Raw genomic sequence first — 17,356 nt, 5'->3', positions numbered from 1 at the left:
TTACCTTTCTCTACTGCTGCCGTTAGTGTCTCGGCTGACGGCATAAGATCTCATATGACCAATCTTACTCAAAAAAAGCTTACTCAAAAACAGAACAGCCGGAAACCAACCACTCAGAAGCAGGCCCGACGAAAAAAGCCTGCAGGCAAGCGACAAGCTCAGCCTGAAGCAAAGCTTGATACAAGAGCGACGGTCGAAAAGAAAGGTCTCCATCAGCGAAATCTGCATCGCAGCGGTTATGACTTTGATAAGTTAATTGAGGCGTCACCGACGTTAAAGCCCTATGTCAGGCCGAATCCTTATGGCAACCTTTCGATAGACTTCGCCGACGCTCTAGCCGTTAAGGCGCTGAACCTGGCCCTGCTGCAACTTCACTATGGGATCGAGTATTGGGATATTCCAACAGGATTTCTCTGTCCTCCTATTCCCGGCCGGGTCGACTATCTTCACTATATCGCCGACCTGTTGGCGGGAGTTGATTCGAACACGCTAGGGGATAAAGCAGAGGAGCAGGTTGAGGAGAGAGGGGCGGGACAAAATGTCCCATATGCTTCAGAGCCAGATTCTCACGCTTCAGCGGCTAAACAAAAGCATAAGTCTAAGCCTCAGAAAAAGATGAAAATTAATGTCCTGGATATAGGTACCGGCGCTAATGGCATCTACCCGATACTCGGCATTCAAGCCTACGGCTGGCGATTTGTCGCCAGCGATGTGGATCCGATGTCGATAGAGAACGTTAATCGGATTGTAGAGCGAAACAAGGCCTTGCAAGGTAAGTTAAAGACACGTTTGCAAACCGATCATCAAAAAGTGTTTCACGGCATTATCGGCCCGGACGACAGGTTCGATATCACGCTCTGTAACCCGCCATTTCACGGGTCACTGAGTGAGGCGAGCGAAGGTAGTCTTCGCAAGGTGAAGAACCTGGCCGCTAACCGCGCGGCTAAGGGCCATAAGCCTGAGTCTGTTGGCAGTCAGGAAAAGTCGGATGCCAATGAGCTAAACTTCGGTGGCCAGAAGGCCGAGCTCTGGTGTGAGGGCGGCGAGAAACAGTTCCTCGCTAACATGATCAGTGAGAGCAAAGACTTCGCCACCCAGTGTTTGTGGTTCACCAGCCTGGTATCGAAGAAGGAAAATCTGCAGCCTTGCTACGTCGCATTGGAGAAGGCGGGGGCGGTAACAGTAAAGACCATAGATATGGCGCAGGGCAATAAGCTTACAAGAGTTTTGGCCTGGAGTTTTTTGACTTCATCACAAAGGGATCTTTGGGCTAAATACCGTAGCTAAGAGTCGCTCTTAGCCTTTGAACGGTTTATTTATTCAGGCTTCGCCTGACCCTTATCGTTAGACTGCGTCTAACAACTTGAGATGAGTGATTGCATCACTCTTCGGCTTGTCAGCCGAGAAACGTCGTGGGTTTTCAACCCACACCCGACCAAGGAGGACTGCTCGTCCTCATCCTCCTTGGGACCACCATGACGCCCCGGCGAAGTTACATGCATTAAGTACGGGCCTTCGGTCTTTCTTGAAAATAGCTAACGTTTCCGATGGGGCATCCATCCCCCCCGAAAACTAGCCCTACATCCGTGTGGGACTAACGCTATTTTCTGCGACACCCTCCGGCAACTTCCAACGGGGAACCATCGTATCTGGAGGAGGGCTGGGTATTCGGTGTTTTTTGATATCTGTTAGGGAAGTCTAAGCCTTGTAAAAAAACGCTAACTACCTTAAGTTCATGTAGATACAGTGGATATACACACTGTGCAGCTGTTAGAGGTATTCAAGGATGAGGCGATCCAAACAAGGTCTGGTTACCCTTTCCGATAGATTAATAAGTGTTTTTTCTTCTCTTTTCTTTTCTGTACCTACCAGTTTATTTCTGAGTCTTAAAATGAGTCAAAACCTGTTAGCTTTGCAGCTCGACTTTACCGTTGGTGGAAAAGGCTTTTTGATTTTGGTGTCAATGTTTTCATTGTTAGCATTCTTATTTCCTAAAGTAATTCCTAATCTATTAGGGTGGGTTTGGAATATTTTTATGAAACACTAAATGGAATAAAGGGGTCGTAGCCCTTTAAATTTTAACGGCAAATCGAAGAGATTGATAACCCGGTGTAGATGCGGCTGTGACCGTTGGCGGCATGGATGCCGCCGTCGAGGCTATAGGGATATACTTGTGCCGTGTCACAGAAGTATCTGCACTTAAGCCCACGGCAGGTGATAGATAACATCGTGGGTCAATGTTCAAATTGACCCGATTAGATACCTAATCAGGCCAAATCAAAAAGTTACTTAGAGAATTGTTAACCGACAATTCCTGATAGCCTCGCCCCTAAAACCCCGAACCTTCGCTTACGAAGGGTTCCACAACAACTGTCCACAGTCAGTCAGATCATATCCGCCAAGTGTGGCGGCCAGTTGCCGTGTCTGGGTGCTGGCAAGCATATCGAACAGGTGCTGCAGCTGGCGGCGGAAGTAGATCCCCTGTGGCATGACGAAGTCGAAGGATTCGGTGATCAGTGGGATAAAGCTGAGGCCGCTCTCCATAGCAACCGATTGGCAGCCGAAACCGATATCGGCATCGCCACGGGCGATATAGGCGGCGAGTTCACGCTCGCTATAGGCGGTGACGTTAGCGTTAAGGTGTGTCAGGGCAGCACCCTGTTTCAATAGCCAGTGTTCAAGGTGTTGCTGGCTGCCTGCCCCCGCTTGTCTGTCGACCCAGCGCCAGGGTAGCGAGACAATCTTCTCCTCCTCCTGACACTGTTGCAGCATATCGCTACGCACCATCAACCCCTGCTTACGGGTATAGCCGTGAACCATGACCCATTGCTGGTGGTTGGCGTAACCCTTAAGCAGTGCCGGATGGCGAATGTTACGCTCATCGACGCTGCCCCAGTGAAGCGTACAGACATCGGCGTAGCCACGGGACAAGAGATCCAGCCCCATGCGTGAACCGGTCGAGCTGTAACTGATCAAGTCGCTCTTACCAATCTGGGTCATCAACCTGGAGACCAGCATAGAGAGCAGAGGGTCATCGCTGCCTGTGATATGCATACGGTCAGACAGCATGCCGCTGTGACATGAGTCCATGACCCAGCGGTCGATAAGGATCTTAGGGAACAGCCATTTACCCGTGATCTTGGTCGCGGGTAAGACTCTGTCATTCGCCATCGCATAGACCTTCTTTTCGTTAAGGTCTAAATACTCAGCGACCTGTTTGGCGCTCATGTAGACGAGTTCACTTGGTTCTGTCATTGCTGTTCCTTACGGAAGAACTCTGCGGGCGAGTTCCTATAAAATATTTTATCCTGGGTTTATCGTGTTCGAACTCGTTGCAGTTAGCTGGTTTTAGCCGGGCGTTTAGGTGGAATCGCATCGAGCTCGACATTTTCGGCACCATGGTAGATAAGGAAATGCCTGCCCTTGGCTCGGGCGATCATGGTGATTCCGAGCTTCTGTGCCAGTTCCAGTCCCATCTGAGTGGCGCCGCTGCGTGACAGGACGACGGGGATGCCCATCTTGGCTACTTTTATCACCATCTCAGAGGTCAGGCGACCCGTGGTGTAAAAGAGTTTGTTGTTGCCAGTGTCTTGCTTCAACCACATCTCACCGGCAAGTGTGTCTACCGCGTTATGGCGGCCCACATCTTCGACAAAGTCGACGATCTTATCATCCTGACACAGTCCACAACCATGCACTGCGCCGGCATTCTTGTAGGTTTCATTATAAGCGCTGATATTTTTAAGCAGGCTATAGATCATGCTCTGTTTAAGTTGTGGTTGAGGCAGAACAATATCATCGAGTCCGTCCATGAAACCGCCGTAAACCGTGCCCTGACCACACCCGGTTGTGACTGTCTTCTCAGAGAGTTTCTCCTCTAAGTCAGCCGTGCTTTCCGATGTAATGATGGCGGCGGAGTTCACATCCCAGTCGACAATCACAGATTCTAACTGCTTAAGGTCGGAGATGAAGCCCTGGTTTTTCAGGTATCCCAGCGCGAGAGATTCGGCGCGGGCACCTAAGGTCATCAAGGTCACGATAGGGCGCCAGTTCAGGTAGACAGTGAGCGGGCGTTCGCAGGCGATATGCTTCTCGACTCGCTCACCGTTCTCATCTATGGCGTTAACGGCAATGGTTAGCGGCACATCGGTATCGGTTTTGATTAAGCTGGGTTTGTGCTGGCTCAAGGCTGGAAACTCATTTTGAACATTCGATGCAGAGATCATAGCAATAATTGTACCTAGGTTTGGATTCCTCGCCCCAATGCGTGATCTCTCTCTGTTTACGCCTCAAAAGCGTCCTTTTATGTCCTAGCCTGAATTGCATATAGGACAAATTGTCCTAATCTTAGGCTGGAATTGATGATCCAGCTCAAGTTATCTTAACCTTTAGGCTGGCATGCATATTGCTTTACTAGGGATAGAAGTTATTTAGCAGGCCTGTCATCTCGACATGCCTCTACAGGCAAGACGGAGACTAAATGCGACATACCGAAAGCCAATGGCCTATGCACGTTTCTCTCAAGAGAGTAGAGAAACAAGTCGGACGCTGGACCTCAGTGACCTGGGAGCTGGATCAGATATTACCGGCGACTCACCAGGCCCCCGAAGGATCCACCCTCGTTATGCTTGAGCTACATAAAGATGAGCGTGGCAGTTATCGTATAAACCTGGATATGGACAACGCCATGTTGTACATCGTCTGTGATGAGCTGGAAGATGGAACCTGGGTTCCGGCCTCTATCTCTGCCGATCAGAACGTTGCCGCAGGTTGCCTCGAAGGTGATACCCCAGTACTCAATCTGCTAATGCCTGAAGCTATCGCATGTTGGATCGAAGCCTATATTACCCGCCACGGTGAGGTTGAGATCTGCGCCCATCGTCGTAAACATGTAAATCGCCGTAAGAATGAAGGCCCGAGTAGCAATAACAACTTCGGGCAGAGAAACTAATGAGCGATAAACCTACCGGATTACTTTCGCGTTGGAATCTTCGCCGCCAACAGGTGGCCGATGAGAAAGAGGCTGCAGAGCTGGCCGCACAGGAACAGGCCGAAGCGCCAATCCAGGATCCTTCGCTTCAAGACTCTTCGTTACAAGATGAGTCGACAGAGGCATCACCTGAGTCCGCAGCGGAAGATAAAATTCTTTCTGCCGAGGAGTTACCGGATCCTGACAAGATTGAAGTGGGTGGCAGCTTCGCCAGCTTCATGGCCGACAACGTCGACCCTACCGCCAAGGCTGCAGCGCTGAAAGCACTCTGGAAACAACCTCAATACAATGAGATCGATGGCTTGCTCGAATACGCCCTCGACTACAGTAACCAGCCTAAGTTGACGCCAGAGCACTCTGCCGAAATCGCCAAGAAAATTTTCCGTCATGTCACTAAGGACAAGGAAGAGGAGCAAGAGGGCGAAGAGACATTAACGGCTGAACTTGATACCGAAGCGGAGGAAATTGCGACTCATTGTGGTGAAGAAATAAGCGGGGACATTTTGGACGTCGAGTGTGATGACTTGGCCCAAAATGAACCACAAAAGCAAGATGAATCCAAGGTGACGGTTTCTTAAAGTAATTTTAGAGAAGTTTAATAACCATAAATTTGGTATGTGAATTGCTGTAGATATGGCCATATAAAGTTTGCAGATAAAAGCAGACATAGAAAGCCAGCAGATGAAATAGGTAAAGCTAGCGCAGATTCGACATAGCGCACATAAATAGTTTCCCTGAAGGATTGGGAGAAACGGATAGCGACCTAGCTGACAGCAACAACCAAATACTGTTCAGGAACGCAACGTGAGCAAAAATTTGAATAATGATACCCAGGTTGAACTCAAAGCAGTTCGACAGCAGGTGTTGGCAAATACTCAGATCCTTCAGAATCTGATCCCGCCGACCGTAAGTTATACCACTGAAGGGAACGTGCTAATCATAGGGCCGGAAGATCTGGCTCGTTTAGCGGCGGACAAGTTGTCCAATATGGGCAAGCTTGCCATCTTGGCCAATGAGTCGATTACCAGCCAAGATGAAGCGCACCTGGAAAAGGTAATGAGCTCGGCAGAGAATGTTGAGAGCTTTTACAATAAACTCATTGAGATTAAAGGCTTCCTAGGCCAGTTTCAGGTTAAGGTAGACTCTGGTTCAGACAACGCCTCTGATACCAATGCCGTTGAACTTAGCATGGTGGCGATACGTAAAGCCCATTTCGATCTTATTCTGGATCTGAGTCAATCACCTTGCATCAATCTTGAGATGCTTCCAGCGGGCTACTTCTACGTCGGGCAGGATGAAGCTAAACTTGATGATGCCATCGTCCAACTTCCGGAACTGATAGGTGAGTTTGATAAACCACGCTACGTTAAGGTCAACAGTGAGATCTGTGCTCACAACCGTAATGGTATCGATGGTTGCAACCGCTGCCTCAACTTCTGTCCTGCCGATGCGATTCAAAGTATCGACAAGATGATCGAAATAGATCCTTATCTTTGTCACGGTGCCGGTAGTTGTACCAATGCATGTCCGACGGGCGCCATCAGTTATGATCTGCCCACCCCGCAAGCCCTGCACTCTTATCTGCATAAGCTAGTGACCCGTTTTCGTGAGCAGGCGCAAACGGCGCCGGTTATCCTTTTCCATGATGAGGCCAATGGTGCTGAACTTGTCGGCGTTGATCTACCGGGAGCCGTCATTCCCGTTGCTCTGGAAGAGATAACGGTTGCAAGCATGGATCATTGGATGTCATCTCTTGCCTGGGGAGCACGTCAAATTTTGGTGTTAAACACCGAAGCGACGGCGCCGACCTTGACTCAGATGCTGCAAGGCGAACATAAGTTAGCCAACGATATCTTAGACGAGATGGGTCAACCAGGTCGTATCTCAGTTATCGATGAGTCGAGCATAGGTGATCTTACCGCATTGTTGGAAACCAGTTCGAACTGGCCAATGATTGTTCCCGGTGAGTTTGCTGCCACGACAAAGCGTAATACCTTGTATGCGGCGATTGACCACCTCAATGAGCAGGCCGCGTCGGTGGATACCTGCTTGAGCCAAAGCAATATTCCTTACGGTAAAGTCAGCATCAACAGCGACAAATGTACCTTATGTCTCTCTTGTGTTTCGACCTGTCCGACTCAGGCATTAACCGATGGTGGTGATAAGCCTGCACTACATTTCGTCGAGCAAGACTGTGTGCAATGTGGTCTGTGTGAGTCGGCCTGTCCCGAGAAGGTGATCAGCCTGACACCGCAAATGAATTTTGATAAAGCGCAGCGTCAGCAGCGTCAAACCTTGAAAGAGGAAGCCCCATTCGATTGTATTCGTTGCGGCACCCCTTTCGCCACCCAGTCCATGGTGCAACGGATGCTGGAAGCAGTCGGAGGTCACAGTGCCTTTAGCGCTAACATCGATCGATTAAAGATGTGTAGCGACTGCCGGGTAAAAGATATGTTTGAAGACATCCTTCAAGATCCTGAAAAGCAACTGCGATAAGAGTTTAGCTATGACCGAATTAGTAAGAGAAGTATCAGAAAACGATCAGTTAAGAGCCGACATCTATCAGCTTTTGGCAGCACTACTGCGCAGTCAGCCAAGCGCTGAGCTATTGCAATTTTTAGCCAATCTTGAAGTCGATGCAAACGACGATAGCGAGATGACTAAAGCCTGGTTATCGCTGAAGTTAGCGGCGAATCAATTTACCAGTGAGCAGCTTGAAGATGAATATTTCAACATCTTCTATGGCGTAGGCAGCGGTGAAATCATGCCTTATGGCAGCTGGTTTATGACGGGGTCTTTGATGGACAAGCCATTGGCCCTGTTACGTCAAGACCTTCAACAGTTAGGTTTCGAGCGTGAAGAGGATGTCAAAGAGCCTGAAGATCACGTTGCTGCACTATGTGAAGTGATGGGCACCTTGATTTTGGAAGCGCCGGGCTATCGTCAGCTGGCATTCTATCAGCGCCATATCGGTAGCTGGATTGAGCGCTTCTGCACTAACTTAGCCAAAACACCGAGCGCCGCATTCTATGCGACAGTGGCTCAGCTGGCTAAGTCTTTCTTCGAAGTTGAGGCAAACGAATTTGAACAACTTCAATTGGATATTCCTGTGAACTGTCCTGGCTCTGAAGCTGAAAAAGCCGAAGCTGAGAAAGTTGAAGCAGAAAAAATTGAACCTACTACCAGTGAGCTGGCTTCTTAAGCAGTGAGCAGGTTTGGGTTGTACATGAACATCAACTTGAGGTGAGTTTGAAGGTTAAACCACCGTGTTAAAAGCAAACAAGTTGATGTTATAAAATCGAGGGTTCGCCCTCAAAAGTAACCGGGTCATCGACTAGTTGACCCATATTTTAACGAAAAACTAAGCGAAAACTTAGGAGACACTATGAAGAAGCAAGCTTCCGATATGGGTCGTCGTCAATTGCTGAAAGCATTGGCAGTCGGCAGTGCGGCTGGTGCAGTTGCAACTGTCAGTGGCCAAGCTCTTGCCGCATCACCAAGCGTTGAACCAACAAAAGCTAAAGGTGATGGTTACCAAGAGACTGACCATGTTCGCAGTTATTACGCGTCATTACGTACCAAGTAATTACGCCATAAGTAAATAACATTAGGAGAGTGTGTGATGCGATTAACCCGCAAAACAGACCAGGCTGAAGTAGCTAAAAAGCCAGCCCTGGGTCTAAACCGTCGTCAGTTCCTTCAGTCTGCAGGTCTTGCAACTGGTGGTATTGCTGCGGCATCTATGCTTGGCGCAGGAATGATGCGTAAAGCAGAAGCTAAAGAAGTACCTCATAATGCGCCAACTGAAATCAAGCGTACTATCTGTTCTCACTGTTCAGTAGGTTGTGGTATTTACGCCGAAGTACAGAATGGCGTCTGGACAGGCCAAGAGCCTGCATTCGATCACCCATTCAACGCCGGTGGTCACTGTGCAAAAGGTGCTGCGCTACGTGAGCATGGCCATGGTGAGAAGCGTCTTAAGTATCCAATGAAGCTGGAAGGCGGAAAGTGGAAGAAGATCTCTTGGGATCAGGCGATTGAAGAAGTGGGTGGAAAGGCATTGGATATCCGTAAGGAATCTGGTCCTGATTCAGTATTCTTCATGGGTAGTGCTAAGTTCTCAAACGAACAAGCGTATATGTACCGTAAATTCGCAGCTATGTGGGGCACGAACAATGTCGATCACTCAGCGCGTATTTGTCACTCTACCACTGTAGCCGGTGTTGCTAACACTTGGGGCTATGGTGCGCAAACTAACTCTTTCAACGATATCCGCAACGCAAAAGCGATGATGTTCATCGGGTCTAACCCGTGTGAAGCGCATCCGGTTGCTATGCAACACATTCTTGAAGGTAAAGAACGCGGTGCGAAAATCATCGTTGTTGACCCTCGTTTCACCCGTACTGCAGCTAAGGCTGATGAGTTTGTACATATCCGTCCTGGTACAGATATCCCATATATCTACGGTCTGCTTTGGCACATCTTCGAAAACAAGTGGGAAGATCAAACCTTTATCGATCAGCGTGTATACGGCATGGAACGTATTCGTGAGGAAGCCGCTAAGTGGAATCCTGCCGAAGTTGAAAACGTGGTTGGTGTTCCTGGTGAGCAGATGCGTCGTGTCGCTAAGACATTGGCCGAGACTAAGCCAGGTACCGTAGTTTGGTGTATGGGTGGTACTCAGCATCACGTCGGTAATGCTAACACTCGCGCCTACTGTATCCTTCAGCTTGCTCTGGGTAACATGGGTAAATCGGGTGGTGGTACTAACATCTTCCGTGGTCACGATAACGTACAGGGTGCAACCGATTTCGGTCTGCTGTTTGATACGCTACCTGGCTACTACGGTCTTAAGACCGGCTCTTGGAAGCACTGGTGTAATGTTTGGGATCTTGATTATGAGTGGGTTAAGAACCGCTTCGACCAAGAAGAGCATCTAGGTCAGGTTCCAATGAACTCGACTGGTATTCCATGTTCTCGCTGGCATGACGGTGTACTCGAAGACAAGTCTAAGATTGCACAGAAAGACAATATCCGCATGGCATTCTTCTGGGGTCAATCGGTTAACACTGAAACCCGTGGCCGTGAGGTGCGTGAAGCATTGGATAAGATGGACACAGTTGTTGTTGTCGATCCATATCCAACAATGGCGGGTGTTATGCACAATCGTAAAGATGGTGTATATCTGCTTCCAGCAGCGACTCAGTTCGAGACTTACGGTTCTATCTCTGCATCTAACCGCTCACTGCAGTGGCGTACGCAGGTTATCGAGCCATTGTTCGAGTCTAAGCCAGATCACGTGATCATGTACAAGCTCGCTAAGAAATGGGGCATCGAGAAAGAGTTCTGTAAGCATATTAAGGTTAACGGCGATGAGCCATTGATTGAAGATATGACCCGCGAATTCAACCGCGGTATGTGGACCATTGGTTACACAGGTCAGAGCCCAGAGCGTTTGAAGATGCACCAGGAAAACTGGGGTACCTTCGATATCAACTCGCTTGAAGCACCAGGCGGCCCAGCTAAAGGTGAGACTTACGGTCTGCCTTGGCCATGTTGGGGTACGCCAGAGATGAAGCACCCTGGTTCACAGATCCTCTACCGTACCGATCGTGAAGTTAAGAACGGTGGTGGTAACTTCCGTGCACGTTATGGTGTTGAGCATAATGGTAATAACATTCTTGCCGAAGGTTCTTACTCTAAAGGCGCTGAAATTCAGGATGGTTATCCAGAATTTACCGCTGACATGCTTAAGCAACTTGGCTGGTGGGATGACCTGACGGCTGAAGAGAAGAAGCACGCAGAAGGTAAAAACTGGAAGACTGATATTTCCGGTGGTATTCAGCGTGTGGCTATCAAGCATGGTTGTATGCCTTACGGTAACGCAAAAGCGCGTTGTATCGTTTGGAACTTCCCTGATGATATTCCAGTGCACCGTGAGCCACTCTATACGCCTCGTCGTGACTTGGTATCTAAGTACCCAACCTACGAAGACCGTATGGTTGCACGTCTTCCTACCCTGTATAAGACTATTCAGGATCAGGACTTCGCTAAAGACTTCCCACTGGCATTGACCTCTGGTCGATTAGTGGAATATGAAGGTGGTGGTGAAGAGACCCGTTCTAACCCTTGGCTAGCTGAACTTCAACAAGAGATGTTCATCGAAATCAGCCCGGGTGATGCGGCGGATCGTGGTCTTCGTGACGGTGACGATGTTTGGGTTCACAGTCCGGAAGGCGCAAAAATTAAAGTTCAGGCCATGGTAACCCCACGTGTGATAAATGGTGAGACTTTCATGCCATACCACTTCGCGGGTGTATTCGAAGGTGAAAGCCTAGAGAAGAATTACCCTGAAGGTACAGTACCATATGTGATTGGCGAATCGGCTAACACAGTATTGACCTACGGCTATGATGTTGTGACTCAGATGCAAGAGACTAAGTCTAGCTTGTGTCAGATCACCAAAGCCTAACTGAACTTGATGAGGAGATAAGCCATTATGGCAGTCATGAAATTTCTGTGTGACACCAAACGCTGCATCGAGTGTAACGGTTGTGTCACTGCTTGTAAGAACGAAAACGATTCCGCTCTCGAGTGGGGTATTCAACGTCGCCGCGTAGTAACAATTAACGATGGTGAGCCAGGTGAAGCATCTCTATCAGTGGCATGTATGCACTGTACCGATGCACCTTGTCAGGCGGTTTGCCCAGCAAACTGTTTCTACAAGACTGAAGACGGATTAACGCTACACAACAAAGATACGTGTATCGGTTGTGGTTACTGTCTCTACGCCTGCCCATTCGGTGCGCCTCAGTTCCCTAAGAAGGGTGCTTTTGGTAGCCGTGGCAAGATGGATAAGTGTACTTTCTGTGCCGGTGGCCCGGAAGAGACTCATTCAGATGCTGAACGTCAGAAGTACGGTTCAAACCGTCTGGCTGAAGGTAAGTTGCCTATGTGTGCTGAACTGTGTGCAACTAAGTCGCTGTTAGCGGGTGATGCAGATATCGTTTCTAGCATCTATCGTGAGCGTATTGTCGCACGTGGCAATCCAAATGCGATATGGGGTTACACCCCTAAGACTGGCGCGTAGGACAAATAGGGCCGTGAACTCAGTTCATGGCCCTGTTACTAGTCCGATAAAGGAGTGACTATGTTATTAAAATCACTGCGTGGCCTGTTTGCTTTGCTGGTTTTACCTTTTGTTTTAACTATGGGGTTAGGTTTGAGCACATCGGCGCTTGCTGTCGATGATCAAACCAGCCAACAGATGGCCAACACTAGCGATGCCGATCTATGGCGCGCTGTGCAGTCTGGTGATTCTGGCTATACCACCAAGAAGGGCGTTGAAAGTGGCGTTCTGATAAACGTATCGGCGATTGAGGCAACTGAGATAAAAAATCAATACCTCACTCCTGCAATGGGTTTGGCGGTATTGGGTGTATTTGGTGCTTTCGTTGTCTTCTATTTTGTTAATGGTCCTTCTAAATTAAGTAAGGGCTATTCAGGCAAAATGGTATTACGTTGGTCTAAGGCTGACTTGTGGATCCACTGGGTATTAGCTATCTCTTGTCTGGGACTAATATTCACCGGTATCAACATCATGCTGGGTAAACATATTCTGCAACCCTATGTGGGTGAAGGAATGTGGGCCGGACTGATTAACGCCAGTAAGTTTATCCATGATTACGTGGGCCCGGTGTTTATCGTATCGTGGATCTTATGTGTCGTTAAATGGATGCCTCTGCAAACATTTAAGATGTATGACCTGAAGTGGTTCCTGGTGGTTGGTGGTTACATCAACTTCGGTCCATTCAAGGGTAAGCATCCTGATAGTGGTTTTGCTAATGCCGGTGAGAAGATGTGGTTCTGGACACTTACCCTGTTCGGGCTGTTCATCAGTGTTTCAGGCATGATGTTAGTTTTGCCTGGCTTAGAGCTTCCACGTGAAGCATCTTTTGCGGCACTACTGATACACGCTATCAGCGCGATCATCATTATCGCATTTACTATCGTACATATCTGGATGGCGACAGTATTGAGTGAAGGTGGCATGGAGTGTATGAAGTCTGGTTACTGTGATGAGAACTGGGCCGTGCAACACCATAACCTTTGGTATGATGAGATTAAGGCTAACGGTACTTTGGAATACAAAGATTAGTTATTAGTTTCGAGCTACGAGCTACGAGCTATAAGTCTTAAGCTGTAAGTCATAAGAAAAATGCCTCGTCTGGTTTCAGTTGAGGCATTTTTGTATATGGCCATAAATATTCCCGATATTTATTGGCATTTCCTCCATCCCTGGAGGTCAGATACTCTTATCGAGGAGAGTTATCCCTGATCTACATGGAGGTAGAAGGAAAGGATTCGTGTCTGGCCGCTGGTGCTTGATGCTCACGCATCATTGAGAACTGGGCACTCTTGACAGAAGCAGACACCATAACCTTTGGTATGATGAGATTAAGGCTAACGGTACTTTGGAATACAAAGACTAGCTTTTAGTTTCGAGCTACGAGCTACGAGCTACGAGCTATAAGTCTTAAGCTGTAAGTCATAAGTAAAAACGCCTCGGTCGAATAAGCCGGGGCGTTTTTGTGTCTGGAACACTTATGCCACCGTCCATGGATGGAAAACTGTGGTATTTGTATATGGATATAATTATCCCTGATCTACATGGAGGTAGAAGGAAGGGATTTGTGTCTGATAGTTGGTGCGGGACATTCTCCGTGTAGGAGCGGCTTTAGCCGCGAATCTTGCTCGTTATTCTGCTGGCACCTCGCACCTCGCACCTTTCTCTGCTCTGTCTCTAACTTAAAATTTACAGCTTTTTACTTCTCCATTTAACCTTCAAATCTGCATTTTATCGTGCTGACTTTTTAGTCAAAACGTATCACTTTAACGCTTCAAAAATTCAGATGTTGAAAACCATTTTTAATTATTTTTATTCTTAAGTATTAACATGTTGGTGTACAGCCTTGTAACAAGTTTGGTTTGGTTTCTATTGAGAACTTATGCAGGAGAAATGAACAGATTTCCAAAGCATGATTGAGTTAACACTTTGGGTCGGTTTTAGGTTCTTTGATATATCTAATAGGAGTCAGATCAAGTTTTTCTCTTCATTTTTTGTTTTATATTGCACCCGTGTTTTGCTGGTTGCTCAACATAAACAAGATTCCTTAAGAGGTTGTTACTTTTTATTAACTTAAGGGGGACTTGTCTATTTTGTCCAGCTCAGTCAAATGCATCAAAATATAACAAATAGGGGAGTTCCCCTTTGATACCCGGAGTCATAATGAAGAAGCAACAGCCTGATCTGAATCGCAGATCTTTGCTGAAAGCACTAACTGTAGGCGGTACGGCGAGCGTCGCCCTTGCTGCTACAGGTATCAGTGCCGCTCAAGCAACAGAAAGCAATGTAAGCACTAAGAGTGCTGATGGCTACCATGAAACTGCTCATATCCGCAGTTATTACAATAGCTTGCGTAGCTAATTTAGGAGAAATCGAGCGATGCAATTAACTCGCAAATCCAACGCGGCACCTAAAGTTGAGAAGAAGTCTTTAGGGATCAGCCGTCGTCAGTTTATGAAGCATGCAGGTATCACTACCGGTGGTATCGCAGCAGCTTCACTTTTGGGTACAGGCATGATGCGTCGTGCTGAAGCCAAAGATATCCCACACAATGCGCCAATCGAGATCAAGCGTACCGTTTGTAGTGCTTGTGCGGTAGGTTGTGGTCTATATGCCGAAGTACAAAATGGTGTTTGGACCGGTCAGGAGCCAGCATTCGATCACCCATTCAACAGCGGTGGACACTGTGCGAAAGGTGCTGCACTGCGTGAACACGGTCACGGTGAGAAACGTCTTAAGTATCCAATGAAACTTGTCGATGGCAAGTGGAAGAAACTATCTTGGGAACAGGCTTTCAACGAAGTCGGCGACCAGATGCTGGATATCCGTAAAGAGTCAGGTCCTGATTCACTTTACTTTATGGGTAGCGCTAAGTTCTCGAACGAAGGCTGCTACATGTATCGTAAATTTGCGGCTATGTGGGGCACGAACAACGTCGACCACTCAGCACGTATCTGTCACTCTACCACGGTAGCCGGTGTTGCTAACACTTGGGGCTACGGTGCGCAAACCAACTCTTTCAACGATATTCAGAATGCTAATGCAATCTTCTTCATCGGGGCAAACCCGGCCGAAGCGCATCCTGTTGCAATGCAGCATATCTTGCTAGCGAAAGAGAAGAACAACGCTAAAGTTATCGTTGTCGACCCTCGTTTCTCACGTACTGCCGCTCACTCTGATCTGCACTGTGCATTACGCCCAGGTACTGATATCCCATTCATCTACGGTATGCTTTGGCACATCTTTGAGAACGGCTGGGAAGATAAGACATTTATCCAAGAGCGTGTGTTCGAGATGGAAACTATTCGCGAAGAGGCGAAGAAGTTCCCACCTAAAGAAGTTGAGCATATTACCGGCGTAAGCGAAGAGCAGGTTTACCAAGCCGCTAAGCTTATGGCTGAAAACCGTCCCGGCACCGTAGTTTGGTGTATGGGTGGTACTCAGCATCACGTAGGTAATGCTAACACTCGTGCTTACTGTATCCTTCAGCTTGCGCTGGGTAACATGGGCGTTAAAGGTGGTGGTACTAACATCTTCCGTGGTCACGATAACGTACAGGGTGCGACCGACTTAGGTCTGCTATTCGATACGCTACCTGGCTACTACGGTCTTAAGACCGGCTCTTGGAAGCACTGGTCTCATGTATGGGATCTGGAGTTTGATTGGGTTAAGGGTCGCTTCGACCAAAACTCATACCTAGGCCGTATTCCAATGAACACGCCTGGTATTCCTTGTTCTCGTTGGCATGATGGTGTGTTAGAAACGCCTGAGAAACTAGCTCAGAAAGACCGTGTTCGCATGGCATTCTTCTGGGGACAATCGGTTAACACCGAAACCCGTCAGCGTGAAGTTCGTGATGCACTGGATAAGATGGATACTGTAGTGGTTGTGGATCCATTCCCAACTATGGCGGGTGTTATGCACCGTCGCCAAAATGGTGTTTACCTGCTTCCTGCGGCAACTCAGTTCGAAACTGAAGGTTCAGTATCTAACTCTGGCCGTAGCCAACAGTGGCGTGAAAAGGTTATCGAACCATTGTTCGAGTCTAAGACTGACCTTGAGATCATGTACCGTCTGTCTCAGAAGCTTGGTTTCGCCGACGAATACACTAAGCGTATCGCTAAAGATGCTAATGACGTTCTGGTTATCGAAGATATCACTCGCGAGATTAACCGCGGTATGTGGACTATCGGTATGTCGGGTCAAAGCCCTGAGCGTCTGAAGATGCACACCCAAAACTGGGGTACGTTCAGCAATAAGACTCTTGAAGCCGAAGGTGGTCCTGCTAAGGGCGATACTTACGGTCTACCTTGGCCTTGTTGGGGTACTCCGGAGCAGAAGCATCCTGGTACTCAGATCCTTTATAACACGCACAAGCATGTACTTGAGGGTGGTGGTAACTTCCGTGCCCGTTATGGTGTGGAATACAAGGGTAAGAACTTACTGGCCGAAGGTAGCTTCTCTAAAGGCGCTGAAATCCAAGATGGTTACCCGGAATTCACCGCAGAGATGCTTAAGCAACTTGGCTGGTGGGATGACCTGACAGCGACTGAGAAGGCTGAAGCTGAAGGCAAAAACTGGAAGACCGACCTTTCCGGTGGTATCCAGCGTGTCGCTATGAAGCACGGTTGTATTCCTTATGGTAACGCTAAGGCGCGTTGTATCGTTTGGACCTTCCCGGATCAAGTGCCTGTTCACCGTGAGCCGTTATATACGCCACGTCGTGATCTTGTTGCTAAATACCCAACTTATGATGACATGCAAGTTCATCGTCTGCCGACTCTGTACAAGTCAATCCAAGAGAAAGACATGACAGGTCAGTACCCGCTGGCATTGACCTCTGGTCGTCTGGTTGAGTATGAAGGTGGTGGTGAAGAATCTCGTTGTAACCCATGGCTTGCAGAGCTTCAACAAGAGATGTTTGTTGAGATAAGCCCTGCTGATGCTGCCGATCGCGGGATCCGCGATGGTGACACCGTGTGGTTGGAAGGTGCAGAAGGTGGCCGAATCAAGATTAAAGCTATGGTGACACCGCGTGTTAAGCCTGGTGTAACTTGGATGCCATATCACTTCGCGGGTGAGATGCACGGCGAGAGCCTTGCACCAAACTACCCTGAAGGTACGGTTCCTTATGTTATTGGTGAGTCAGCGAACACTGCATTGACTTATGGTTATGACCCTGTGACTCAGATGCAGGAAACCAAGTCGTCGCTTTGTCAGATTGAAAAAGCGTAAGTGCA

Annotated in this window: 13 protein-coding genes; 11 read left to right on the top strand and 2 right to left on the bottom strand. The window is 48.2% G+C overall.

Annotation, left to right across the window (positions count from 1 at the left end; translation table 11 throughout):
• The first annotated feature begins 54 nt into the window (after window positions 1-54).
• Window positions 55-1,287, top strand: a complete 1,233-nt coding sequence (gene rlmF, locus EKG39_RS20070; protein WP_126507785.1) for a 23S rRNA (adenine(1618)-N(6))-methyltransferase RlmF — start codon at window positions 55-57, stop codon at window positions 1,285-1,287.
• Between the two features lie 1,062 nt (window positions 1,288-2,349).
• Here the strand turns inward: rlmF and EKG39_RS20065 are convergent.
• Both EKG39_RS20065 and EKG39_RS20060 read right to left on the bottom strand, forming a co-directional pair.
• Window positions 2,350-3,255, bottom strand: a complete 906-nt coding sequence (locus EKG39_RS20065; protein ID WP_126507784.1) for a helix-turn-helix transcriptional regulator — start codon at window positions 3,253-3,255, stop codon at window positions 2,350-2,352.
• Between the two features lie 83 nt (window positions 3,256-3,338).
• Window positions 3,339-4,226, bottom strand: coding sequence for a formate dehydrogenase accessory sulfurtransferase FdhD (locus EKG39_RS20060; protein WP_126507783.1), 888 nt, complete (start codon window positions 4,224-4,226; stop codon window positions 3,339-3,341).
• A gap of 254 nt (window positions 4,227-4,480) precedes the next feature.
• On the opposite strand from EKG39_RS20060, the gene EKG39_RS20055 reads away from it, so the two are divergent.
• The 10 genes from EKG39_RS20055 to EKG39_RS20010 all read left to right on the top strand — a co-directional run bounded on the left by EKG39_RS20055 (window position 4,481) and on the right by EKG39_RS20010 (window position 17,351).
• Window positions 4,481-4,951 carry a DUF3305 domain-containing protein gene (locus EKG39_RS20055; protein WP_126507782.1) on the top strand — a complete coding sequence of 157 codons (471 nt, stop codon included), beginning with the start codon at window positions 4,481-4,483 and terminating at the stop codon, window positions 4,949-4,951.
• Window positions 4,951-5,568 carry a DUF3306 domain-containing protein gene (locus EKG39_RS20050; protein ID WP_126507781.1) on the top strand — a complete coding sequence of 206 codons (618 nt, stop codon included), beginning with the start codon at window positions 4,951-4,953 and terminating at the stop codon, window positions 5,566-5,568. Before EKG39_RS20055 ends, EKG39_RS20050 begins: the two co-directional genes overlap by 1 nt.
• Before the next feature lie 238 nt (window positions 5,569-5,806).
• On the top strand, window positions 5,807-7,486 hold the full coding sequence (locus EKG39_RS20045; RefSeq protein ID WP_185817670.1) for a 4Fe-4S binding protein: 1,680 nt from the start codon (window positions 5,807-5,809) through the stop codon (window positions 7,484-7,486).
• 10 nt (window positions 7,487-7,496) lie between these two features.
• A complete protein-coding gene (locus EKG39_RS20040; RefSeq protein ID WP_126507779.1) occupies window positions 7,497-8,192 on the top strand; it encodes a TorD/DmsD family molecular chaperone in 696 nt (231 codons plus the stop codon).
• Window positions 8,193-8,375: 183 nt separating this feature from the next.
• The gene (locus EKG39_RS20035; protein WP_126507778.1) at window positions 8,376-8,576 is read left to right on the top strand and encodes a twin-arginine translocation signal domain-containing protein; all 201 of its coding nucleotides are present in this window, start codon (window positions 8,376-8,378) and stop codon (window positions 8,574-8,576) included.
• 36 nt (window positions 8,577-8,612) lie between these two features.
• Window positions 8,613-11,462 (top strand): formate dehydrogenase subunit alpha, encoded by a 2,850-nt coding sequence (locus EKG39_RS20030; RefSeq protein WP_126507806.1) that lies wholly within the window; start codon window positions 8,613-8,615, stop codon window positions 11,460-11,462.
• A gap of 27 nt (window positions 11,463-11,489) precedes the next feature.
• Complete coding sequence (fdh3B, locus tag EKG39_RS20025; protein WP_012144749.1) at window positions 11,490-12,080, top strand: formate dehydrogenase FDH3 subunit beta; 591 nt, start codon at window positions 11,490-11,492, stop codon at window positions 12,078-12,080.
• 60 nt (window positions 12,081-12,140) lie between these two features.
• Complete coding sequence (locus tag EKG39_RS20020) at window positions 12,141-13,148, top strand: formate dehydrogenase subunit gamma (protein ID WP_126507777.1); 1,008 nt, start codon at window positions 12,141-12,143, stop codon at window positions 13,146-13,148.
• 1,131 nt (window positions 13,149-14,279) lie between these two features.
• Window positions 14,280-14,477, top strand: a complete 198-nt coding sequence (locus tag EKG39_RS20015; protein WP_126507776.1) for a formate dehydrogenase — start codon at window positions 14,280-14,282, stop codon at window positions 14,475-14,477.
• Between the two features lie 18 nt (window positions 14,478-14,495).
• Window positions 14,496-17,351: a molybdopterin-dependent oxidoreductase gene (locus EKG39_RS20010; RefSeq protein ID WP_126507775.1), complete on the top strand. Its 2,856-nt coding sequence runs from the start codon at window positions 14,496-14,498 to the stop codon at window positions 17,349-17,351.
• Window positions 17,352-17,356 lie beyond the last annotated feature (5 nt).

The organism is Shewanella atlantica (assembly GCF_003966265.1).
In the GTDB taxonomy this organism is placed as follows: domain Bacteria; phylum Pseudomonadota; class Gammaproteobacteria; order Enterobacterales; family Shewanellaceae; genus Shewanella; species Shewanella atlantica.
This window is presented reverse-complemented; position numbering and strand designations above follow the sequence as displayed.